At 40.7% G+C, this 23,664-nt stretch carries 27 protein-coding genes and 1 riboswitch; of the genes, 25 read left to right on the plus strand and 2 right to left on the minus strand.

The window, feature by feature from the left end:
- The 4 genes from ACYQY7_RS09370 to lysA all read left to right on the plus strand — a co-directional run bounded on the left by ACYQY7_RS09370 (window position 1) and on the right by lysA (window position 3,735).
- Window positions 1–321, plus strand: coding sequence for a SpoVA/SpoVAEb family sporulation membrane protein (locus tag ACYQY7_RS09370; protein WP_461201782.1), 321 nt, complete (start codon window positions 1–3; stop codon window positions 319–321).
- A complete protein-coding gene (gene spoVAEA, locus ACYQY7_RS09375; RefSeq protein ID WP_461201783.1) occupies window positions 318–920 on the plus strand; it encodes a stage V sporulation protein SpoVABEA in 603 nt (200 codons plus the stop codon). The genes ACYQY7_RS09370 and spoVAEA overlap by 4 nt, the downstream gene beginning before the upstream one ends.
- The gene (locus ACYQY7_RS09380) at window positions 877–2,346 is read left to right on the plus strand and encodes a spore germination protein (RefSeq protein WP_461201784.1); all 1,470 of its coding nucleotides are present in this window, start codon (window positions 877–879) and stop codon (window positions 2,344–2,346) included. Before spoVAEA ends, ACYQY7_RS09380 begins: the two co-directional genes overlap by 44 nt.
- A 69-nt stretch (window positions 2,347–2,415) precedes the next feature.
- Window positions 2,416–3,735 carry a diaminopimelate decarboxylase gene (lysA, locus tag ACYQY7_RS09385; protein ID WP_461201808.1) on the plus strand — a complete coding sequence of 440 codons (1,320 nt, stop codon included), beginning with the start codon at window positions 2,416–2,418 and terminating at the stop codon, window positions 3,733–3,735.
- A 24-nt stretch (window positions 3,736–3,759) separates the two neighbouring features.
- On the opposite strand, the gene ACYQY7_RS09390 is transcribed toward lysA, so the two are convergent.
- Complete coding sequence (locus tag ACYQY7_RS09390; RefSeq protein ID WP_461201785.1) at window positions 3,760–4,623, minus strand: DUF1002 domain-containing protein; 864 nt, start codon at window positions 4,621–4,623, stop codon at window positions 3,760–3,762.
- A 123-nt stretch (window positions 4,624–4,746) separates the two neighbouring features.
- Between ACYQY7_RS09390 and ACYQY7_RS09395 the strand changes: the two genes are divergently transcribed.
- The 6 genes from ACYQY7_RS09395 (at window position 4,747) to ACYQY7_RS09420 (ending at window position 9,445) form a co-directional block, all read left to right on the plus strand.
- Window positions 4,747–5,187, plus strand: coding sequence for a peptidylprolyl isomerase (locus ACYQY7_RS09395; RefSeq protein WP_461201786.1), 441 nt, complete (start codon window positions 4,747–4,749; stop codon window positions 5,185–5,187).
- Between the two features lie 148 nt (window positions 5,188–5,335).
- Window positions 5,336–5,469: riboswitch (FMN riboswitch) on the plus strand.
- Between the two features lie 151 nt (window positions 5,470–5,620).
- Window positions 5,621–6,697: a bifunctional diaminohydroxyphosphoribosylaminopyrimidine deaminase/5-amino-6-(5-phosphoribosylamino)uracil reductase RibD gene (ribD, locus tag ACYQY7_RS09400; RefSeq protein WP_461201787.1), complete on the plus strand. Its 1,077-nt coding sequence runs from the start codon at window positions 5,621–5,623 to the stop codon at window positions 6,695–6,697.
- 5 nt (window positions 6,698–6,702) lie between these two features.
- On the plus strand, window positions 6,703–7,341 hold the full coding sequence (ribE, locus tag ACYQY7_RS09405; protein ID WP_461201788.1) for a riboflavin synthase: 639 nt from the start codon (window positions 6,703–6,705) through the stop codon (window positions 7,339–7,341).
- 5 nt (window positions 7,342–7,346) lie between these two features.
- Window positions 7,347–8,540, plus strand: a complete 1,194-nt coding sequence (locus ACYQY7_RS09410; protein WP_461201789.1) for a bifunctional 3,4-dihydroxy-2-butanone-4-phosphate synthase/GTP cyclohydrolase II — start codon at window positions 7,347–7,349, stop codon at window positions 8,538–8,540.
- Between the two features lie 13 nt (window positions 8,541–8,553).
- Complete coding sequence (gene ribH / locus ACYQY7_RS09415) at window positions 8,554–9,018, plus strand: 6,7-dimethyl-8-ribityllumazine synthase (protein WP_461201790.1); 465 nt, start codon at window positions 8,554–8,556, stop codon at window positions 9,016–9,018.
- Between the two features lie 82 nt (window positions 9,019–9,100).
- The gene (locus tag ACYQY7_RS09420; RefSeq protein ID WP_461201791.1) at window positions 9,101–9,445 is read left to right on the plus strand and encodes a GNAT family N-acetyltransferase; all 345 of its coding nucleotides are present in this window, start codon (window positions 9,101–9,103) and stop codon (window positions 9,443–9,445) included.
- A 6-nt stretch (window positions 9,446–9,451) separates the two neighbouring features.
- Here ACYQY7_RS09420 and ACYQY7_RS09425 read toward each other — a convergent pair whose 3' ends face one another.
- A complete protein-coding gene (locus tag ACYQY7_RS09425) occupies window positions 9,452–9,958 on the minus strand; it encodes a DUF309 domain-containing protein (protein WP_461201792.1) in 507 nt (168 codons plus the stop codon).
- 48 nt (window positions 9,959–10,006) lie between these two features.
- Between ACYQY7_RS09425 and ACYQY7_RS09430 the strand changes: the two genes are divergently transcribed.
- From ACYQY7_RS09430 to ACYQY7_RS09500, 15 genes are all read left to right on the plus strand, one after another.
- Window positions 10,007–10,768: a segregation/condensation protein A gene (locus ACYQY7_RS09430; protein ID WP_461201793.1), complete on the plus strand. Its 762-nt coding sequence runs from the start codon at window positions 10,007–10,009 to the stop codon at window positions 10,766–10,768.
- Window positions 10,761–11,348, plus strand: coding sequence for an SMC-Scp complex subunit ScpB (scpB, locus tag ACYQY7_RS09435; protein ID WP_461201794.1), 588 nt, complete (start codon window positions 10,761–10,763; stop codon window positions 11,346–11,348). The genes ACYQY7_RS09430 and scpB overlap by 8 nt, the downstream gene beginning before the upstream one ends.
- Before the next feature lie 367 nt (window positions 11,349–11,715).
- Window positions 11,716–12,021, plus strand: a complete 306-nt coding sequence (locus ACYQY7_RS09440; protein WP_461201795.1) for a hypothetical protein — start codon at window positions 11,716–11,718, stop codon at window positions 12,019–12,021.
- Between the two features lie 864 nt (window positions 12,022–12,885).
- Complete coding sequence (locus tag ACYQY7_RS09445; protein ID WP_461201796.1) at window positions 12,886–13,947, plus strand: threonine aldolase family protein; 1,062 nt, start codon at window positions 12,886–12,888, stop codon at window positions 13,945–13,947.
- Window positions 13,937–15,139: an MFS transporter gene (locus tag ACYQY7_RS09450; protein WP_461201797.1), complete on the plus strand. Its 1,203-nt coding sequence runs from the start codon at window positions 13,937–13,939 to the stop codon at window positions 15,137–15,139. Before ACYQY7_RS09445 ends, ACYQY7_RS09450 begins: the two co-directional genes overlap by 11 nt.
- Window positions 15,139–16,368, plus strand: a complete 1,230-nt coding sequence (locus tag ACYQY7_RS09455; RefSeq protein WP_461201798.1) for an ATP-grasp domain-containing protein — start codon at window positions 15,139–15,141, stop codon at window positions 16,366–16,368. Before ACYQY7_RS09450 ends, ACYQY7_RS09455 begins: the two co-directional genes overlap by 1 nt.
- Window positions 16,361–17,554, plus strand: a complete 1,194-nt coding sequence (locus ACYQY7_RS09460) for an ATP-grasp domain-containing protein (RefSeq protein WP_461201799.1) — start codon at window positions 16,361–16,363, stop codon at window positions 17,552–17,554. Before ACYQY7_RS09455 ends, ACYQY7_RS09460 begins: the two co-directional genes overlap by 8 nt.
- 26 nt (window positions 17,555–17,580) lie before the next feature.
- Window positions 17,581–18,690, plus strand: a complete 1,110-nt coding sequence (locus ACYQY7_RS09465) for an ArsR/SmtB family transcription factor (protein WP_461201800.1) — start codon at window positions 17,581–17,583, stop codon at window positions 18,688–18,690.
- A 190-nt stretch (window positions 18,691–18,880) separates the two neighbouring features.
- Entirely contained in the window at window positions 18,881–19,300 is a 420-nt protein-coding gene (locus tag ACYQY7_RS09470; protein ID WP_461201801.1) for a hypothetical protein, read from the plus strand.
- 12 nt (window positions 19,301–19,312) lie between these two features.
- A complete protein-coding gene (locus tag ACYQY7_RS09475; protein WP_461201802.1) occupies window positions 19,313–19,801 on the plus strand; it encodes a YpuI family protein in 489 nt (162 codons plus the stop codon).
- 58 nt (window positions 19,802–19,859) lie between these two features.
- Entirely contained in the window at window positions 19,860–20,648 is a 789-nt protein-coding gene (locus ACYQY7_RS09480) for a superoxide dismutase (RefSeq protein WP_461201803.1), read from the plus strand.
- A gap of 40 nt (window positions 20,649–20,688) precedes the next feature.
- Complete coding sequence (locus tag ACYQY7_RS09485) at window positions 20,689–21,801, plus strand: D-alanyl-D-alanine carboxypeptidase family protein (protein WP_461201804.1); 1,113 nt, start codon at window positions 20,689–20,691, stop codon at window positions 21,799–21,801.
- Window positions 21,794–22,387 carry a nucleoside recognition domain-containing protein gene (locus ACYQY7_RS09490; protein ID WP_461201805.1) on the plus strand — a complete coding sequence of 198 codons (594 nt, stop codon included), beginning with the start codon at window positions 21,794–21,796 and terminating at the stop codon, window positions 22,385–22,387. Before ACYQY7_RS09485 ends, ACYQY7_RS09490 begins: the two co-directional genes overlap by 8 nt.
- Complete coding sequence (locus tag ACYQY7_RS09495) at window positions 22,387–22,920, plus strand: spore maturation protein (protein WP_461201806.1); 534 nt, start codon at window positions 22,387–22,389, stop codon at window positions 22,918–22,920. The genes ACYQY7_RS09490 and ACYQY7_RS09495 overlap by 1 nt, the downstream gene beginning before the upstream one ends.
- Before the next feature lie 403 nt (window positions 22,921–23,323).
- A partial coding sequence (locus ACYQY7_RS09500; protein ID WP_461201807.1) for a transposase family protein occupies window positions 23,324–23,664 on the plus strand: 341 nt, incomplete at its 3' end.

The following is a 23,664-nucleotide window of genomic DNA, read 5'->3' on the forward strand; positions in this document are numbered from 1 at the left end:
ATGGAAACGTACGTATGTACATTTGTCATCGGGGGTACATTGGCGCTAATCGGACAGTTGTTGTTGAGAAAGTGGTCGTTTATTCACGTTATGACGATATTTGTATTTATCGGTATGGTGACCGAATCGATCGGTGTATACCGTCCCATTCAGTCATTTGCGCATGCTGGGATCGAGATGACGCTTGTCCATGTTGGTGCTTCTTGTATACAAGCGGTAAAAACGGGGGACTTTACAAATGTCATCTTTTTCATTTCATTTCCGATTTTCGTCGCGCGGATGACCGCTATCGTTTGTAGACCGAGAGGAAGGATCGAATGAAAAAAAGGAAAGTTATTTTAGTGACAGATGGAGATGAGCATGTGCGACGTGCGCTTGAATGGTTAGCGAAACAACTTGGCGCGCGCTGTATTAGCCAATCGCAAGGCAATCCATCGCGGTTAACGGGGAAACAACTTGTTGATCTTATTTTACAGACGCCATATGATCCTGTTTTTGTCATGTTTGATGATAGCGGCATTATCGGCGAAGGAGCAGGTGAACAAGCGCTTCGCTATGTTGCGACACATGAACAAATTGATGTGCTCGGAGCGGTTGCGGTTGCGTCTGATACGAACAATCAAGAATGGACAAAAGTCGATATTTGTGTCGATTATGATGGAAATTTGACAACATACGGTGTCGATAAAGAAGGTATTCCGGAATGGGAGATCGGTCGAATTAATGGAGATACGGTATATTGTTTAGATCAATTATCGATACCGATCATCGTCGGAATTGGCGATATCGGAAAGATGAGACGTCGGGATGACATTCGTAGCGGTTGTCGGATTACTCGCAAAGCGATTGAATATATTCTCGAAAGGAGCAAACATAATGAAAACAGAAAGTTACACACCGATTTCTCCGAAGCTGAATGAAAACGAACAGTTTTTCAAAGATGTGATCGGGGTCGGAACGAGCTTCGATTTAGGTGTGCGCAAGCTACACATTTTAAAAACAGATGTCCACTTATATTATTGCAACGGTCTTTGTGATACGCAATATATTATTGAGCTGCTTGAAATGCTCATTCAAATAAACGATCGTGAGCGTCAGCCGACTAAGTTACTTGAAATTATCGAAAATCGTCTCGTTCACCAACAAGTAAATCCTGTAAAAAGTTTAGATGAAGCGGTTGACTTTTTGTTAACCGGTCTCATTTTATTGTTTATTGATGGAGAGACGGAAGCGTTTGCTGTCGATGTGCGCAGTTATCCAGGTCGCTCGCCTGAGGAACCGGATACAGAAAAAGTGGTGCGCGGGGCGCGCGATGGTTATGTTGAAAATATTGTCGTTAATACGGCCCTTACGCGTCGACGCATTCGTGATGAGCGGCTTCGCTTTGAAATGATGCAAGTCGGTGAGCGGTCAAAAACGGACATTTGTATCGCATATATTCAAGACGTGGCCGATCCGGGGCTTGTTGAACTCATTAAGAAGGAATTAAACGAAATTCAAATTGATGGGTTAACGATGGCAGATAAAACGATTGAAGAATTTTTAGTGAAACAAGGATACAATCCATACCCGCTCGTTCGTTATACAGAGAGACCTGACGTCGCGGCCACTCATTTGTTAGAAGGGCATGTCATTATTATGGTTGATACGTCGCCAAGCGTCATTATTACACCAACGACGTATTTCCATCACGTTCAACATGCAGAAGAATATCGGCAATCGCCAGCTGTGGGGACGTTTGTGCGTTGGGTAAGATTTTTAGGTATTTTTGCTTCACTTTTTTTACTTCCTCTTTGGTTTTTATTTGTTCTTGACCCATCGTTATTACCTGAGAAATTAGCATATATTGGTCCAAATGAAAAAACAAACATTCCGATTTTTGTGCAACTTCTCATTGCTGATATTGGTATTGAGTTTTTACGTATGGCTGCAATTCATACTCCAACACCGCTGTCCACAGCAATGGGCTTAATTGCAGCTGCATTAATTGGACAAATTGCCATTGACGTTGGGCTATTTGTGCCAGAAGTGATTTTATATGTATCTATCGCTGCGATCGGTTCTTTTGCGACACCGAGCTATGAATTAAGCATTGCAAATAAAATTTTTCGTCTTTTATTCTTAGTTGTTATTGCTTTGTTCGGTGTTCCTGGGTTTATGATTGGCGTTACGGTGTTTTTACTTTTCCTTGCAAACATCCGCTCGTTAAATACTCCATATTTATGGCCGTTTATTCCATTCGATCCAGGGGCATTTATGCAAATTATCGTGCGGCGATCTGTAGCTGGTTCATCGATTCGGCCAAGCATTGTGCATCCACAAAATAAGCAAAAGCAGCCAACATAAAAAGGTTGAAACGTACCAAGATTTATGGTACGTTTTCTTTAATTATTTCGGAATCATCAGGGGGAATGTATAATTATGCACGGAACGATGGAAATAAACGAACGGGGTCATTTAGAAATTGGTGGCGTCGATACCATTGAATTAGCTCGCACATATGGAACACCGCTTTATATTTACGATGTTGCCCTTATTCGAGAACGCGCGCGTGCGTTTAAACGAATGTTTGATCAACACGGTGTGCGCGCACAAGTCGCTTATGCAAGCAAAGCATTTTCGACGATGGCAATCGTGCAATTAATGGAACAAGAAGGTTTGTCGCTTGATGTTGTTTCTGGTGGGGAGCTATATACGGCATTAGCTGCGAATTTTCCAGCAGAACGTATTCATTTTCACGGCAACAATAAAAGTAAAGAAGAATTGCAAATGGCAATTGAAGCGAAAATCGGCTGCATCGTCGTCGATAATTTTTATGAGTTAGAGATGCTACAACAGCTTTGTCACACTCATAAATATACGATGCCGATTTTATTACGTGTCACACCTGGAATTGAAGCACATACACACGACTATATTTTAACAGGTCAAGAAGATTCAAAGTTCGGATTTGATTTGCATAACGGACAAGCAGATGAAGCGTTGCAACGTGCTCTCGCTTCCCCACATGTCCATGTACTCGGCATTCATTGTCACATTGGCTCGCAAATTTTCGATGCGACAGGTTTTGTGCTTGCGACAGAGAAATTATTTGAAAAACTTGCTGTATGGCGTGATACGTATCATTTTACTGCACAAGTTGTCAATCTTGGTGGCGGTTTTGGCATTCGATACACGAAAGAAGATGACCCGCTCGCACCTGAACAATACGTGGCACAAATTATTGAAGAAGTGAAAAGAAATGTGACATTGTTTCATCTACCATTCCCAGAAATTTGGATTGAGCCGGGTCGTTCGCTTGTCGGTGATGCTGGAACAACCATTTATACGGTCGGTTCTCGTAAAGAAGTGCCAAACGTTCGCCAATACGTTGCGGTAGATGGGGGAATGAGCGACAACATTCGTCCGGCGCTATATGAAGCGAAATATGAAGCGGTATTGGCTAACCGCATGCATGAACATTGTGAAGAAGTGGTAGCGATCGCTGGGAAATGTTGTGAATCAGGAGACATGCTTATCTGGGACTTGCCGCTTCCGAAGGCACGACCGGGCGACTATTTAGCTGTTTTTTGTACCGGTGCTTACGGCTATGCGATGGCAAATAACTACAACCGCATTCCGCGTCCAGCTGTCGTATTTGTTGAAGATGGCGAGGCAACGCTTGTCGTAAAACGTGAAACGTATGAAGATTTAATTCGTCTTGACTTACCATTAAGAACGAAAGTGAAAAAATAACCGAGGCGACAACCTCGGTTATTTTTATGCGCCAAATGCTCCGCGAAGGGCGTTCCATATTTCGCGTAAAATGTCAACGATGCGTTGAATAAACGTTCGACCTTCTTCAGTTTGTAAAAAGGTCGATAGCTTGTCTTTCGCTTGGGCAAGCTGTTCGTTTACTTGATTCCAATTGATGTTGACGTTTTTCATTTTATTGAATAAAGAAAGCAAGCTATTGATTTCGTCTTCTGTCAACGTAATGCCAAGCTCTTGAGCGATGCGTTCAATCAGCGTACGCATATCCGCATCTGTTTTTGGTGGATTTTTGGCGATTTCTTCTTTAATTTTTGCAAGCAGCGCAACCGCTTGATCGTTTCCGATTGATTCGCCGAGTTGCGCTGTTTTTACCATTTCTTCGTTTGCTACTTTTTTCACTTCATCAGGAATGACCTCATTTGATGAAAGTTCGTACGCTTTCATTAACCCTGTTAACGCAGCTGTCCCTGATACAGGAAACGGTGCGGTAATATAAATGACTGCATCTTTCACCCCTGCAGTAATGAGTGCATTCATATACATTTCTTTTGTTACCCAGTTAATGTTATTTGTTTCAACTTGCAACCCCGAACCTGGTGCTCCAATTGTAATTTTTGATGACGAAATCGCCTTTGTTCCAATTTGTCCTTTCGGAATAATGCCACCGAGATATTTATGTTCTTCTGCATTTGTGACCGTAATCATTTCCGCGTTCTCTGGTGCATTCATCTCTTTTAATATTTGTTGCTTTTGCTGTTCTGTTAAATTTTCTCCGAGCGTAATAATGACATCCCCTTCAATCGCATCAGCTAAACTAACAGACGGGATCATAAACAATAATAAAACAAATATCGTAAACCACTTTCTCATAATCATACCCTCCTTCAACATCATCTTCCTGTACTATTGTACAAACATTTGCGTGAACATAGAAGCGAAATATAGTAAAATGAAGCTACATTTGTTTTTACGATAGAAAGGTGGAAAAGTTTCATGAAGAAAAAAGGATACATTTTAATGGAGAATGGTGGAAAGGTGCAATTTGAATTATTTCCGAATGAAGCGCCAACAACAGTTGCGAATTTTGAAAGGTTAGCAAATGAAGGATTTTATAACGGATTGACGTTTCATCGCGTCATTAAGGGATTTGTGAGCCAAGGCGGTTGCCCAATTGGAAATGGAACAGGCGATGCAGGTTATACGATTCCGTGTGAAACAGACAACAATCCACATAAACATATCGAAGGTGCGATATCGATGGCGCATCGCGGCCGCAATACAGGGAGCTGTCAATTTTTTATTTGTCATGAACCACAACCACATTTAGACGGTGTACATACAGTATTTGGTCAAGTGACAGCTGGAATAGACGTTGTCAAAGCGATGAAAAATGGTGATGTGATGAAAGAAGTGAAAGTGTGGGACGAACAATAAAAGGAAGATGAAGCGATGAAAAAAAACTGGGTATTATTTTTCATCTTTTTGTTTGTTAGCTTGATTTGGGGAGCCGTGTATTGGCTAGTTATTGCAAAATCATAGACATTTCGTTGTATTGTGCTATAATGAATAAAAATGGAATAAACGCATCCTTCGGGGCAGGGTGAAAATCCCGACCGGCGGTAATGAAACGGATGTTTCTCAGCCCGCGAGCCGTTAAAGGCATGATCCGGTGCGATTCCGGAGCCGACAGTATAGTCTGGATGGGAGAAGGATTGCCGAAAACTCACGCCACTTATTGGAAAAATAAGTTTGGCGATGGGTTATTTTTGCTATGCAAAAAAAGGCGATCTTTACATACATCTTGCCCTAGGACGTCGTTCCTAGGGTTTTTGTTATACTTCCTACTTGTAAGGAAAGGTGGTGCGATATGGACGAACGATATATGCGTTTCGCCTTACAATTAGCTGAATCGGCACGTGGACAAACGTCACCAAATCCGCTTGTTGGTGCAGTTGTTGTAAAACATGGTGAAATTGTCGGCTTTGGCGCACACTTAAAAGCAGGCGAGCCACATGCAGAAGTACATGCGCTGCGTATGGCGGGCGAGAAAGCGGAAGGAGCAACTGTTTATGTGACGCTTGAACCGTGCAGTCATTATGGAAGGACGCCTCCTTGTGCCGATTTGTTAATTGAAAAAAAGGTGAAGCGTGTTGTTGTGGCGACAACGGACCCAAATCCACTCGTTGCAGGAAAAGGCATTGAAAAATTAAGGCGAGCGGGAATTGATGTCACCGTCGGAGTGTTGAAAGAAGAAGCGGATGCGTTAAACGAAATGTTTTTTCATTATATTTCAACGAAAACACCGTATGTGACGTTAAAGTATGCGATGAGTTTAGATGGAAAAATTGCAACGAAAACAGGTGAAAGCAAATGGATTACGTCGGAAGATGCGCGGCGTGACGTGCATCGCGAGCGACGGATGCACGATGCGATCGTTGTCGGTGTCGGCACGATTTTAGCGGACGATCCGAGTTTAACCGTTCGTTTTGGTCATGAAGGGAAGCAACCGATTCGTATTGTGCTCGATACGCATTTGCGCACACCGCTTCATGCGAATGTTGTCACAGACCGAATGGCGCCAACATGGATCGTCGTCGGCCATCACGTCACAGAACAACAAATGAAGCCATATGAACATGCAGGTGTACAAATCATTCGTATGAATGAAAATAAAATTGATGTTCCAACACTTTTACTTGAACTTGGTAAGCGCAACGTCATGTCCGTATTTGTTGAAGGTGGCGCACATGTGCACGGCAGCTTTTTACGTTCCCGTTCCGTTCAGCAAGTGATTGCGTATATCGCTCCCACATTGATTGGGGGGGACGAAGCGCCTTCCGCTGTTGGTGGGGAAGGTTTTGGACGAATGATGGATGCGCTTCGCTTGCAAGTGAAACATGTTCAAATGATCGGACGAGATATAAAAATCGTTGCTAAAGGATGATCGCCATGTTTACAGGAATTATTGAAGAAATTGGGAAAATTAGACAAATGAAACAAACAGGGGAAGCGATCGTCTTGACGATCGAGGCAAAAAAAGTGTTACAAGACGTACAGCTCGGTGACAGCATTGCGGTAAATGGCGTTTGTTTAACCGTGACGTCATTTACCGATCGGTTTTTTACTGTCGATGTCATGCCTGAGACGGTCCGGGCAACATCGCTTCGCACGGTTACAGTAGGAGCGAAAGTAAATTTAGAGCGGGCGATGGCGGCAAACGGTCGTTTTGGTGGACACTTCGTTTCGGGGCATGTCGATGGCATCGGACGCATCGTTCGTAAACAACCTGTCGCAAACGCTGTTTATTATGACATTGAAGTGCCAAGTCATTTGCGTAAATATATGATTTTAAAAGGCTCTGTTGCTGTCGACGGCACAAGCTTGACGATTTTCGGTTTAACGGATCGAACGTTTACAATTTCGCTCATTCCGCATACGCGTGAAGCGACGATTTTAGGAGAAAAAAAAGTCGGTGATGTTGTCAATATTGAATGTGACATCATTGGGAAATATGTCGAACAGTTTGTCAGCAGTAAACGTGAAGGATTGACGATGCAATTTTTGCAAGAGCACGGATATAAGGAGTGAGCGCGATGTTTCATACGATTGAAGAAGCCATTTACGATTTAATGCAAGGAAAAATTATTATTGTTTGCGATGACGAAGACCGTGAAAACGAAGGGGATTTTGTAGCGCTTGCTGAAAAGGCGACACCGGAAGTCATTAACTTTATGATTACACACGGTCGTGGTCTCGTATGTGTGCCGATTACCGAAGAGCTAGCTGATCGACTCGATTTAACGCCAATGGTCAATCATAATACAGATGCGCACGGGACCGCTTTTACCGTCAGTATTGACCATAAAGCGACAACGACAGGCATTAGCGCATTTGAACGCTCGTTGACGATTCAAGAAATGCTGAACCCAGAAGCAAAAGCAAGCGATTTTAAACGACCAGGTCATATTTTTCCGCTTGTCGCAAAAAAAGGTGGGGTATTGCGCCGCGCTGGACATACGGAAGCAGCTGTTGATTTAGCGCGTCTTTGTGGAGCAAAGCCGGCAGGCGTCATTTGTGAAATTATAAAAGATGATGGAACGATGGCGCGTGTACCTGATTTGAAACAAATCGCCGAAAAATTTGAGATGAAAATGATTACGATTAAAGATTTAATCGCCTATCGCAATCGGAAAGAAAAGCTCGTCAAACGCGAAGTCGAAATTACGTTGCCAACCGATTTTGGCGAATTTAAAGTGATCGGATATTCAAATACGTTAGACGGAAAAGAACATATCGCCATCGTCAAAGGAGAAATCATCCCAGATGAACCTGTGCTCGTGCGCGTTCATTCTGAATGTTTAACAGGTGACGTATTCGGCTCGCATCGTTGCGATTGTGGCCCGCAACTTCATGCCGCATTAGCGCAAATCGAAGAAGAAGGTCGCGGGGTATTGCTATATATGCGTCAAGAAGGTCGCGGCATCGGTCTATTAAACAAATTGCGTGCTTATAAACTACAAGAACAAGGCTATGATACGGTAGAAGCGAACGAAAAATTAGGCTTTGCGCCAGACTTGCGCGACTATGGCATTGGTGCACAAATTTTAAAAGATTTAGGTGTAGCAAAGATGCGTTTATTGACGAACAATCCACGCAAAATTACCGGATTGAAAGGATACGGCTTAGAAGTCGTTGAGCGCGTTCCATTGCAAATGCCAGCCAAACGCCATAACGAGCGCTATTTGCGCACAAAATACGAAAAGCTAGGACATATGTTGCACTTTTAAGGAGGAAAATGAGATGAACGTATATGAAGGAAATTTAGTTGGAACAGGGTTAAAAGTAGGAATCGTTGTTGCGCGATTTAATGAATTTATTACAAGCAAATTGCTAAGCGGAGCGCTTGATGGATTAAAGCGCCACGGAGTAGAGGAACAACATGTTGATGTTGCTTGGGTGCCGGGAGCGTTTGAAATTCCGCTTGTCGCGAAAAAAATGGCGGAGTCGAAAAAATATGATGCAGTTATTACGCTTGGCGCTGTGATTCGCGGAGCAACAAGCCATTACGATTACGTATGTAATGAAGTGGCGAAAGGAACGTCCCATGCGGCACTTTCGTCAGGCGTTCCGGTTATTTTTGGTGTGTTGACGACAGATACGATTGAACAAGCGATTGAGCGTGCTGGGACAAAAGCCGGGAATAAAGGTTGGGAAGCAGCGCTCAGCGCCATTGAAATGGCGAATGTCATGCGCACATTTTCTTAAAAAATGTTTAAAAAAGCGACAAGACCGTTTATAATAGCAATAGCGAGTAAACAATAAGTCTTGTCGATAATGAGGGATTCGTATGCTAGTTCGCTATCGAAAAAACTATGAGAAAATTGCGATGGGTCTTTTGTCGTTTATGCCCAATGAAAAAGACTTAAAACAGCTGCAACAAACGATGAAAAACTATGAGACAAACGATGATTGGCAGCTGTTTTTATGGAAGCAAGACGAAGATTTTATTGGCATTGTCGGCGTAATTGTGCGCGAACATGCAGTTGAGGTGCAGCATATTAGCGTCAATCCGTCCCATCGTCATCAAGGAATTGGAAAACAAATGGTGAAATCATTAAAAGAATTGTATCCAAATAAGTCGTTATGTGCCAATGACATGACCGCTCCATTTTTGGATAGATGCGAACAATGACAGGGATCAGCGTCCCTGTCTTTTTTGTTTTTGTCGTTCGCGTTCAGCAATGACGTCACTTCGGTCGCGCAATGTATGTTTATGAATGAGATATTCATTTGTCATATCGCTTTTTTCTCCCCATACGAGCCCTTTTTGCCCACATTGTTGTTGACATATATGTAACAAGGAAGCATCAATAATCGGCAAGCAAGTGCTTTCATACGGTTGTCCATGATCCATGCGATTCATATATGTATGAATAAGAGATAGAAACTGCTCTGCATGTATACCTAGCGCCTCGTATGTTTGTTTTTCTCTTTGACATGCGTTCATTGCTTTTGTAAACATTCGTTTGGCTCCGACAATATTTCCTCGGCGATAATGATACATCCCAACCGCGAGCTGAATGAAGCCGACCCATACATGTTCGCCTGTTTGTTTCCAATGTTCTTCTAGCACTTCATGGCATTCAAAATAGTCACGCGTAGCGTGAAAATGAAGTAAATATTCGATATATGCCTTCGGATACAAGTGAAAGCCCCCTTTTTTCATATGCGTACTTATATTATACTATTGGTTATGAACAAAGGTGGGATCGATGTGCATTATCATGTAAAATTAGATCAATTTGAAGGGCCGCTTGATTTATTGCTACATTTAATTCATCGGTATGAAATTGATATTTACGATATTCCTGTCGCGCAAATTACGGAGCAATATATGGCTTACATTCACGCGATGAAACAATTGCAGCTTGATGTAGCGAGCGAGTATTTAGTGATGGCGGCAACGCTTATTGAAATGAAAAGTAAAATGTTGTTGCCTAAACATGAAGAAACGCTTGAGGATGATGAATTTTTTATCGAAGAAGACCCGCGTGAGCAATTAATGCAACAGTTAATCGAGTATAAAAAGTTTAAAGAAGCGGCGAAACAGTTACGCGAGCGAGAAGAAGAGCGAGCGCTCTTATTTACGAAGCCACCAAGCGATTTAACCGCTTATGCGACAAACGGTGCACCGCTTGCGCTCGATGTCGATTTGTACGATATGCTTGGGGCGCTTGCGAAATTGTTGCGGCGGAAAAAATTACAAAAGCCGCTTCATACGAAAGTAGCGCGTCAAGAAATTCCGATCGGACGACGGATGGAAGAGATTTTACACATATTAAAACATGGAGAGCGAATGAACTTTTACGATTTATTTCCGTATGACGATCGCGAGCAAATTGTCGTGACGTTTTTAGCTTTGCTTGAATTGATGAAACGAAACGAAATTATTGTTGAACAAGAAAACAATTTTGCTGATTTATACATTCGACGAAAAGGTGATTGGTATGAATGAATTTGCGATTATGGAAGCGTTATTGTTTGCGGTGGGGGAAGAAGGGTTGACGTATAAACAAATGGCTGATGTGCTTGATATACAAGAAGAACGTGTATATGAGCTTGTGCAACAATTGAAGCATATGTATGAAACAGCAGAACGTGGCATTATGGTCGTTGAGATGGCAGGAACGCTTCAGCTTGTGACGAAAAAACAATGCGCGCCATATTTGCAAAAGCTTGTTGAGTCACCAGCGACGTCATCGTTATCACAAGCTGCGCTTGAAACGTTAGCGATCATCGCATACCGCCAACCAATTACGCGTGCGGAAATTGAACAAATTCGCGGTGTCAAAAGCGATAAGCCGCTTCAAACCTTATTAGGAAAAGCGTTAATTAAAGAAGTAGGTCGCGCAGAAGGAACAGGTCGCCCGATTTTATATGGGACGACGAAAGAGTTTTTAGACTACTTTGGCTTAAAGACGTTAGACGAACTCCCGCCTCTTCCAGAATGGGACGAACAAGAAGAAGAACGCGAAGCCGACTTATTTTTCGAACGTCTAAACGAACAACTGCAAGAAGTGAGCGAACAACGATGAGTTTTCGTTTTTTCTTCGGGCTTTTTTTATTTTTATTTTTGGAAGAATGGTTGAGTACCATGTAGAGACGTATATTTTACATCCAATTTTGCAAAGTGCATTTTTTCAACAGTCTGCAAATACCCCTCTCAAAGAGGGTTATTTGGCATGCTTAAAACATGTGGTATTCTTTTTCTTCGGCTAATGATCACAAACATGGTGTATGGATACATCGATGCTTAACCACTAAACTTGAGGGGTATGGTTAATCACCTCCTCCTACTCGATTTAAAGTGAAAAAAATGTGAAATGTATTGACTGTCTTTTTTTTTTTTTTACAATATATACGTATTATGTAATATAAAAGATGGTGAGGGGGATGATTTTTTTGAATGTAGTGGATGCAACAACAAAGTTGCTAGTCGGTAAAATAATGACGGATGGTGTTGCTTACGGGGCTGGTTATAAAGTATGTAAAAAGTCAGGAATGAGTGAAGCGACATCTCATAAGTGTGGAACTGCGGCTGTGATCGTGACAGAAATAGCGAACAATATGTATTCAGTAGATGATAAAGTTATTGGAGGGGTAAAAAAAGGCACGAATGCGGTTATTCAGTACGTCAAAAATGAAATACAACGAATTAGCGAAGCCGGAAAGAAGGCGACATCCATGATGAATGGTCAGCGCAGATAAAATAAAAAGGTAAGTGTTGCTCTATGTTACACATTGATAAAGTGAAAATGTCGTTAATTTCACCATATGCTGTAATTATATTGAATGAAGAGTACGAGCTTGAAATAACAAAAGACTTGATTATCGCTGTATTTTTCCAACATCATAAATATAGCTTAATACAGTTTCCGTATGCGTATAAAGTATATTTAGACTTCTTTAAAGAGATTGATTGCTTGCGTAAATTAGATTTTGTCGTTATTAGTGTTATTGACTATAGTGGGAATGAGTATTACAAACAAAAAATTACTATCGATCATTCAAATTCTGTTTTAGATTATACGAAGCGACTCTCACTAAAGCATAAACTATTAAAAAGGTGAATTGTCAATGAGCTTTAGCTTTTTCATTTTTCTTATTTTCGCTCTCATCTTTGGAAGAATGATAGATTACTTTATCGAAACGTATGTGGATATAACAATTGTACAAAGTGCCATTAGAATTTTTATCGTTGTCTTTGGATTTGTTTTTTTGCATAAAATAGAAAAACGCTACGGCTTTTCTAAGAAAAAGATAAAAATGAAAATATGGCTCCCAAGTCTGATCGGTGCGTTATGTTTAGCGATCTTTTTATATGAAATCGGTATGTTGTCAGGAAAGTAAACAGGTGCCTTTGTGCGCCTGTTTTTCTTTTTAAGAAGAAAGTTTTTTAAATTTGTTAGTTTAACTCTAGTAACGATTTCTTAGGTTGAAGATGCAAAGTAGTTTATTTTTAAAAATATTTATTGACAAAAAAAAGAATCGGTAGTAACATAATCATATAATTACATAATTACATAATTACGTAATTACGTAATTATGTAATTATATGAGGAGTGATGGTCGGTGATTGACTTGAGAAGCGATACGTTGACGTTACCAACTCAAGAAATGAGAAATGTCATTGCTAATGCGATAGTTGGTGATGATTGTTATGGAGAAGATGGAAGTGTTATTGAATTGGAGGAATATTGTAAACAATTATTTTGTGTGGAAGATGCTCTATTTGTTCCAACGGGCACAATGGCTAATCAATTAGCAATTAAATCACAAGTAACTGAAGGAAATGAGGTGATTACAGAAACAAATTATCACATAAACTTTTACGAAAGTTCTTCAATTGCTATGTTAAGTAGAGCTGTTTTGCATACATGTAGAACAGAAGATGGCATTCTAAGAGTCGAACATGTTGACGAATTAATTCATTCTAAGCCTAGAGGTTCTTTTTATGCTTATCCCCAATTAGTTTCTATCGAGAATACTATTAACTATTATCAGGGAAAAATATTTCCTCTTAAAGAAATCGAACAATTGTATGAGTTCACGAGAGAGAAGAACATATCTTTACATATGGATGGAGCAAGGTTGTTTAATGCACACGTAGCAACGAGCATTTCGTTAAGTGACTATGCAAAATTTGTGGATTCACTTAGTATATGTTTTGCAAAAGGACTCGGTGCTCCATTTGGGTCAATGCTTATGGGAAAAACGGAAGTGATCAGCAGAGCTAGGATTTATAGAAAACAATTTGGAGCAGGGTTTCATCAAATAGGTATGTATGCAGCTGCGGCGTCGTATGCTTTAAAACATCATATATCCTATTTGCATACAGATCATCTGCTTGCTAAAAAATTAGCAATGATGCTATCTAAAATAGATGGACTGTATGTCGATCCCCATGCTGTTGAAACAAATATGATCTTTTTCCATGTGAATAGCTTTCATATCAATTCATTTGAGTTTGCCGATAGGTGCAAGAAAAAAGGCTTGCTTTTATTTCCTTGGTTACGTGATGAAGTAAGGGTTGTGGTTAGTAGAAATGTTAATGAAGAAGATATATGTGAAGCAGCTAATATTATTGAAGCAGTATGTAAAGAGCTCACGAGAGGGGTTATGTATGCTTTCTAAGATTAATGAAGGAGTTTTAACGTTTAGTATCAGAATTTTCAATTCCATCGGCTTTTTTGTGTATGTTCCATTACTTTCATTATGGTTAGTGAAAATGAAAAATCTCGATATTACGGAAATGAGTGTGGTGGTAGCAGCGTTTACGTTTGTATCGAAAGCAGGAAATGTGTTAGTTGGAGGGTTTGTCAACAAATTTGGGATAAAAAACAGTCTTATTATTGGGCTATGGGGGTCAGCATTATTACTCACAACGCTAACGATTATTCATTCTTATATACTGATATTCGTGATCGTGTTGCTTTTGGGGATATCGATCTCGCTTTACAATGTGAGTTTGAAAACACATATTTCGTTATTAGAGGAAGATGAGAGGCTGCAGGCGTTTGCATTATTGAACGTCGCTGTCAACGTTGGTGCTTCTGTTGGCCCTTTAGTAGGTGGATGGTTATTGGATTGGAATTCTCTTGGTATCATCATTGCAGCGATTGTTTGTTATGTGTTGGCCGGAGGTGTTTCGTTACTATTACCTCGCATCACCATTGAGCATGCAGAGAAGGGGATTAATATCGTACAGTTCGTTAAGAGCAGCAAATCAAACCCGCATTTTTTTGTCTTTGTAAGATTTATTGCTTTTTCAGGGTTATTTTGGTTTTTGTACACACAACTATTTACGACCTTTCCTGTTGTTGTTTCTCAATATTTTTCAGGAAAAACGATTGGATTGTTTTTTACGGTGAATGCGATGACGATTATTGCTCTGCAAGGTTTCTATCCAAAAATACAGCCGAAATGGAAGATAGAGTATTGGTATGCGCTAGCCTTAGTTCTCACTACCATATCTTATTTCTTACTATGGATTTCACATCATTTTTGGATTATCTTGGTTAGCGTTATCTTGTTCAGCATAGCTGAGATCATTTGGGTTCCTACCATTGATCATCAGATTGTAGAGAAAAAAGGGGTATTAAGTTCTTCTTGGGCATTCGGATTTTCAGGATTAATTTGGGGAATGTGTGAATCTGTAGGCGGGTTCGTTGGATTGAATCTATATTATTATGTCGGACAGCAAACTTTTTTCTACTTGACCGTAATAAGTATTGTAATCTTTATTGGCTACATACTCCAAGTCTCGTATAGAAAAAGAAAGAAGGTTTCTTCACTAGTCAACAAAGCGAGCAGAAAGGAATGGTGATGATGCAATTGTTATTTATTGAAACAAATACAACGGGTACTGGCACGAAAGCAATGAAGATTGCTAAACAATTAGGATACAATGTTCATTTTTGGACGATAGACTTAGAACAATATAGAACTATGACAGATGATCATCCATTAAACTTCGCTGACCAAATTACCATTATTGATACGTATAATGTAGATCTGATGAAAGAAGAGCTATTACGGACGAATATAAAATTTGTTGGAATCCTCGCTTTTGATGATTATCATTTAATCCCGGTTGCTAAATTAGCAAGTTATTTGGGAGTGAGGGGTCACGATATCGAAGCATTGAAAAGAGCTCGTTATAAACATATAATGAGAACTTATCTAGAAAATCAAGATTTTAGAGAGTTTTTACAACCTGCTTTCCATATCATTCATCATCCTGACGAAGTCGTAAATTTGGAGATCTCGTTTCCGTGTGTCATTAAACCTGTGGATGATAGCGGGAGTAATGGAGTGACGATTTGTCAAAATCGTTGTGATTTAGAATTGTCCCTGCGCGAAGAATGGCAAAGACAGCGTAATGAACGTGGATATGTACTGGAAAGGAAATGGCTGATTGAGGAATGGATCGAAGGTCAAGAATTTTCAGCTGAAATGTTATATACGACTGATGGATGGAAATTAATATCTGTTACAAGAAAAGAAACGTACGGTTCTCACGCTGTTGAATGTGGACATGTAACGGGTCCGAAATTAAATTCTTTTTATGGTTTAGAAGAAAGATGCAAAAGACTACTGAACCTATTGGGATTGGACTATGGGGCAGCGCATATAGAATTTTTTGTTCGCGGAAACAACTTATATTTGGTTGAAGTCAACCCTAGACTAGCGGGTGACTGCATCCCTGAATTAGTAGAATTAGCCACAGGAGTGGATATGATTAGGCATGTTGTTTTACAATCCATAGGAAAATATGAAGAAACAGTGAACACTAGACGACGCTATGCCGCTATTAAGTTTATCCTGCCTGTTGAGCAGGGGATATATCAAACGGTTAGGGGGATGGAGGAAGCGCAAAAAGTAGCGGGGATAAAAAGGATAAGTATAGGGAAGTTGCCTTTTAAGGCGAATGAAATTAAAAGCAGCTATCAAAGATTAGGGTTTGTCATAGCTGAAGGAGATAGTATGGAAAACGCAATCGCTTCGACACAAGAAGCGATGGATTTATTAGAATGGGGGATTGTGCATGAATAAATACATCATCATTTTAGGGGCAAGCCGTTACGGAGCGGAAGCGGCGGCTAAATGTGGGTTGAAGCCAATTATTGTGGCGGATCAGCATTCAAGCATTGACAAGGAAATAGCACAGTTGGCTAAAGCTGTATTTTATGTTCGTGACATTGCAGGGAAAGCAGAAGTATTTTGTGTTGTTGAGGAAATCATGAATTTATATCAAAAAGTGGAGCTTGTCGTAAGTTTTACAGAATTAGGGCTAGAAACAGCTGCTTATATTAGTGAAAGGCTACAATTGCCGACGAATTCACTTGAAACGGTCGTGAATACGAGGAATAAGGGATTGATGCGCCAGATTTTGTGGAGAGATCCAGAATTACGATTAGACGTCGTGAGTGGCAAAGTATCTGCTCTTCCTAAAAAGTTCCCATATTCAAGATCGGCCATCATCAAACCGCTTGACGGATTTGGAAGTAAAGAGATTGATTATATTTCCAATCAACAGGAATGGGAAAAATGGTTAAAGAGAAATCAAGATCATCCTCACGAATGGATCTTAGAGCCGTATGTTAAAGGTCCGGAATATAGTGTGGAGACGGTGTCTTGGAGAGGAACCCATTTCATTTTAGGAATAACTGAAAAACAAACAACTGGAAAACCCCACTTTATTGAGACTGGACATATTGTGCCTGCGAGACTGGAACAACAAAAAGTTAAACGAATTGAACAAGTGGTGATGAAAGCGTTGCATTTGTTAAATGTCCAATATGGACCGGGGCATATCGAGATTAAATGGGATGTGGAGGAAGATAGACCAGTAGTGATTGAGATGCATACGAGACCTGGGGGAGATTTTATTCCTTATTTACATCAATTAGCGTCTGGTTTCAATCAGTATGAGTTAGGAATTTTATCTTATATGAACCAAGTGCCACTTGATGTAAAACCAATTTATACAAAAGCAAGCCTTGTCAAATTTTTTATGTTTCCAGAGGGCGCGTTGCGACAGATTTCCCTTGATATAGAAGTTAATCGAGAATATATCCGAGATTGGGCCATCTACTATCAAGTTGGGGATCGTATAAAGAAAACAGTGGATTCTTATACACGTTCTGCTCATGTGATTATTTGTTCATGGACAGTTGAAGAATGCCAGCGGTTATGCGACAATTTTGTTAAGCAGTTGAAGTATCAAATTGTTCAATAATAAAAACAGAAAGCATGGGATGTCGAATGGCTGTATATACAATGGAAGAAGTGAATCATCATTGCAAAGTAGAACTATCGACCTCTTCTTTATTTGAGATGATGGCGTGTTTAAGAAAGTGTTACGTTTCATTGGGAAAAATGGAAGGTGTAACTCATTTACCTGTTGCTTGTTTTGAGGAGTTTTTTCAACAACATGAATCATTGTTGAAAAAGTTTTACGGTCGGTATGAATACGGAGCTCAACTGGCGGAATTTTTGGTTGATTTGCCTGTCCCTCATACTTTTTCGCAACTCATGTCATATATTGGTCGCGTATCTCCATATGAATTTTTGTATTATTTATTCGGTCGTTACTTATCTGAAAAGGAGATTGAGATTTGTCTAACGAAAACCGCTTCTCCTTTTGATGAAATTCGCTCGAAAATCACATCTTTGGGCGGATTTGTGAATGACGAACAGTTGGAATTCGCTCAGAACTATGAGCAGTATTTACAAGAGTTGACCTATCTTTGGGAACAATTTTATCAGCAATGTTACGTTCATATTGAGCCAATCCTATCCCCTCTCTGGGGTCAAGCGAATGAGCGATTGAGAGCGGAACTCGACGAGGTGGGAATAGAGAAGATGGTTCGAAAATTGTTGTACGATTACCCAATTCCAGAACAGTTTCCAACGAAAGAGACAAAATTGATCAAATTGTATCCCTCGTATTTTGTGTCGCCGAAATTCATCTTGGTTTGGGGGCTCGGTGAACTTCATATTATTTATGATATGAGACACTGTATTAATGAAAAGAAGCTCTCTTTCATCGGATATCCGATGGAAATGAAGTATGATGAAAATCAGCTTCAGTATGTTGTTGATATTTCCAAAGCATTGTCCGAAATCGTTCGTATGAAAATGCTGTCGTTTATTGCAAATAAAGAAAAAATGAAGTCGCAAGAGATGGCAAATCAATTAAATATTACGGCTGCTACCGTTTCACGACATTTAAATCTTTTGAAACAAGCGCATCTCATTACGGAGCAGAAAGAAAATGGCTATCATGTTTACGAGATTAACGAAAATGAGATACAAAGATATTGTTCTATGCTAAAAGAAGCGCTATGTATAAAAAAAGAGGGGAAAAGATAACTAAGTGTCGCTTTTATTCGCCTAACCCCTTTATAAAACCCTTTTGCTGCCTATTAATTAATAAGACAAACAACAGGTGCCTTTGTGCGCCTGTTTTTCTTTGTTATAGAAATGATAAAATTTTTCGCACGATTCGTAATTTATGGTAAAATAAATGTAGCTTCGTTGTTAAAAAAGGGGTGTATCGTTTGTGAAAATTATTTCTTGTCATGGCTATGAATTGCAAAAAGCGCAGCCGAATACGTCCGAAGATTTTTTTAACCGTTCGGAAGTGACGTTTGTTGATGATGATGGAGCGGAGCGGACGTTGCGTGTACTATATGTTCGATATTTCGATGAGCGTTTTTCACAATGGACGCCGTATGAACAAGACCCGGTATTTCAAGCAGGTGGAAAAGACATATATTTTAAAGATATTGTCGCGCTCGTCTGTTTACTCGTCGATCCATCGCTTCGGATGAGAAAACGTGTATATATAAGTGAGGAAGAAGAGCTTCGTCGCTATTTTTCATCAATCGACTTTGCCAAATTGCCAGAAGTATTTGAGTCGCTCGCAAAACAACAAGCGTACGATGTGCAATCACCGCTTTTATTTATTGCGCAACCGTAAAGGAGGATGTATATGGGCAACACTGTTGTTTTTAACCAAACAAAGCAAGTTGAGCAGTTGTTAAGTGGCATTGTACAACAAATTACTTGTTATTTAAACGAAACAACGATTGAACAAATGCAGGCGGAATGTGCGGGCGACCGCCATTATTATGAAGGGGTGCTTGCAGATTTGCGCCGTTTAGCTGTATATGGCGAAGAAGGGGTAGATGCGTGTCGCATCGTGCTTCAAGAAGAACCGTTTCGGAAAGCTGCTGCAGAACAGGCGCTATATAAAATTTATCATTCATGTGTGGCAGAGTTTTTTACACCAAAGCGCGATTTATGGTATGAAGATAGCCGCTCGGCGTACACGGGGAGACATTCGATTAAATTGCGGCAAGCCGCGCCTCAATCGTTGCAACAGTTGCTTCATGCGATTGAAGCTGATTTTCAAACGATGCGGGAAGAACTCGAATTTTATGAAACAGACTACCGAACAAAAATGATCCAATCGCAATAAGAAGCTGCGTGTGTCAGCTTCTTTTTTTGTTGCATATGATGCCGAAGGAGGGATTAAGATGAACGAATATATTTATAACGTGCAAACGTGGCTTGAGCGTGTAAAGCCGTTTGTCGATGAAGAGGCGGTTGAGCAATTAATGTTAGAACTTGAACGTGGAGATGTTGTACGCATTCATGAGCAAGTGACAAACATATATGAACAATTACAGCGTAAGCGCGTACCGATTGGAGGACATACGCTGCCTAAGCTACCGTATGCGTACGATGCATTAGAGCCGTATATTGCTGAAGAGATTATGCGTTTGCATCATGAAAAACATCATCAAAGCTACGTCGATGGGTTAAACCGAGCGGAGAAAATGATGCAACAAGCGCGTGAAAAAAATGACTATGCGCTATTAAAACATTGGGAGCGAGAAGCCGCGTTTCACGGTTCAGGACATTATTTGCACACAATTTTTTGGAACAATATGAAACCGCGTGGCGGTGGGCGTCCAACAGGCGCGCTTCTTCGCCAAATTGAGCGCGATTTTGGCAGCTTCGAAGCGTTTCAACGACATTTTACCGAAGCGGCGAAGCAAGTGGAAGGAAACGGATGGGCGCTCCTCGTTTGGTCACCATTTGCAGGGCGGTTAGACATTTTACAGACGGAAAAACATCAATGTGGCACACAATGGACGACCGTTCCGCTTCTTGTATTAGATGTATGGGAGCATGCGTATTATTTGCAATATAAAAACGATCGTGCGACGTACGTTCAACAATGGTGGAACGTTGTGAATTGGGACGACGTCGAGCGACGATTTGTAAAAGCGAAAGACCGTGTGTCATACATCGTTTACTAGCGCATACACTTGTACAAAACGGACAAAGGGATGAGGGTGTATGCGACGGCAATGGTTCATATGGATGATCGTGCTTTGTTTTTTTTGTTCGCTCTTTCCGAATGAAGCGAAGGCGATGTCAGTTAGTGCTAAAAGTGCGATTTTAATGGAACAAACGACAGGACGGGTGCTGTTTGAAAAAGATGCGCATACGAAGCGGCGCATTGCGAGCATTACAAAAATTATGACCGCCATTTTAGCGATCGAATCGGGAAAATGGGAAGAACTTGTGACGGTAAGTGAACGAGCGGTTCGCACAGAAGGATCTTCGATTTACTTGAAGCCAGGAGAAAAAATTGCGCTCAAACATTTAGTGTATGGGCTCATGCTTCGTTCTGGAAACGATGCGGCGGTAGCGATCGCTGAGCACGTTGGCGGTAGTGTCGAAGGCTTCGCTTTTTTAATGAATGAAAAGGCGGCAGAAATCGGTATGACAAATACGGAGTTTGCCAATCCGCACGGGTTAGATGATGCAGAAAATCATTACTCTACTGCGTATGATATGGCGCTACTGATGCGATATGCGATGCAAAACGAACAATTTCGAGAAGTATCGGGAACGAAATTGTATCGTGCGCCAAATCCAACAGAAGATTGGGACCGTGTTTGGCGCAATAAAAATAAGCTGTTGACGCATTTGTATGAATATTGTACAGGTGGAAAAACAGGGTATACGAAACGAGCGAAGCGTACATTAGTGACAACCGCTTCAAAAGACGGGCTTGATCTCATTGCAGTGACGATTGACGCAGGCGATGATTGGAACGACCATATTGCGATGCATGAGCATGGATTTGCGCATTATGAACTTGTAAAAATTAACGCAAATACGATTGTGAAAGATGTGAACGATCCTTTTTATGATCATCATCTGTTTGTTGTACGCGATTTTGTATATCCAGTCACAAAAAAAGAAGAGGCGCTGCTTCGTTTAGAGCGAAAGTTGCTTCGACCACAAAAACAATGGAAAGAGACAGGCGTCCCATCTGTTGTTGGCAGGGCTGAACTATATATTGGAAACGAAAAAGTCGATGAAACACCAATTTTTTATAAGCAACAAAAGAAAACACGTTCTTTTTTTGACTGGTTGTTAGGGGGGGGTCGAGATGGTTAATTTTATTTGGGTTGCGCTTTTACTTATCGGGCTTATGTTTGCGGGGATAAACGGAACGATGAAAGACGTCAATGAGGCGATGTTTCAAGGAGCGAAAGAAGCGGTAACGATTAGCATCGGACTAATTAGCGTGCTCGTTTTTTGGCTCGGTTTAATGAAAATTGCTGAGCAGTCTGGGCTGCTTTCGTTTTTTGCCCATTTGTTCCGCCCGATTGCGAAAAAAATTTTCCCAGAAGTGCCGCCTGACCATCCTGCGCTCGGATATATATTATCTAATATGATTGCAAATATGTTCGGGCTAGGAAATGCTGCGACCCCCCTTGGCATTAAAGCGATGGAGCAATTAAAGCAATTAAACGGTCAAACAGACGAGCCAAGCCGTTCAATGATTACGTTTGTCGCTTTAAATACCGCAAGCATTACGCTTATTCCTGCAACCGTCATATCGATTCGGATGACATATCAATCGACTTCACCTGGAGAAATTATCGGTACAACGTTTGTCGCTTCCCTTATTGCGACTATATCAGCAATGATCATTGACCGTGCATTTTACATACGGAGGCGGAAAAAAGGAGGATCTTAATGTACGTCATTCAATTTTTGTCACTTTGGCTTATTCCCATTTTAATCGCGTGCATTTTGTTGCACGGAACGTACAAGCGTGTGCCGACGTATGAAGCGTTTGTTGAAGGGGGGAAAGAAGGGATTCAAATTGCCTTTTCCCTTATTCCGTATTTAGTTGGCATGCTCGTTTCTGTCTCCGTTTTTCGCGCTTCCGGAGCACTAGATTTTTTTATTTCATATGTAAAGCCATTCATTATCCCGCTCGGCTTGCCGCCAGAAGTCGTTCCGCTTGCGATCATCCGTCCGATTTCAGGAACCGCATCGCTCGGCATTGTAACCGACTTAATCGCAACATACGGACCGGATTCGTTTATCGGACGATTAGCTTCCACGATTCAAGGAAGTACAGAAACGACGTTATACGTACTCACCGTTTACTTCGGTGCTGTCGGTATTCGCAAAATGGGAGATGCACTAAAAGTCGGCTTGCTTGCTGACCTCGTTAGCTTTATCGTATCATTTATTATTGTATTATGGATGTTCGGGAAATGAAGCATTTGATGCGCTTGTCGCCCCATGATAGGTAATTAGGAACATGGTTAGAGTATACGGAATCGACTCGTTTGAATAATAAAATACAATGTTTAGATTGGTGTGAGTGTAGGGAATGACTGAAAACAAGAGATTGATTCTAAATATTACTGTTTTATCCTTTATTTTAAGTTTTGTATATAGCTTGGTACTTCTTATGATCGAACATCCTCTTTTTTCTAACGAGATCAGTAGTCCGGGAAGTATTGTTGTTTTTACAGCTATATTTTTGATTTTATATATGTTTCATCTGTTTATTTGGTTCATCACCAAATTTTGTGATTTAGTGACAAAAAAGAGAAAGCACTGACGAGATCCTGGCAATAATGTTAGTGGAGAAATCAACATTAAGGAGGTCTCGTAAGTGCTTTCGATACCACTAGGATTGCCAGAATTTAAAGTGATTAAACAAGAACTTCATTCCTATGGTTATGCGATTCATGTAGAGAAAACAGAGACACAGGAACGCTGCCCTCATTGTGGGTTTGCCACTTCCACTGTCCACGACAGACGGACAAGAAAAGTACGGGATTTGGCGATTTTCCATCAGCCGGTGTACTTATTCGTCAAGGTAAAGCGCTATCGGTGCTGGAATTGTTCCCACGTGTTTTCTGCCTCTTTGGAATCGATTCAGCCCAATCAACATTACACCAATCGATTTTGTGAGCACTTGTATGAACTTTGTGAAGGCTCCACCATTCAAGA

The organism is Anoxybacillus sp. TBDG-1 (assembly GCF_054815885.1).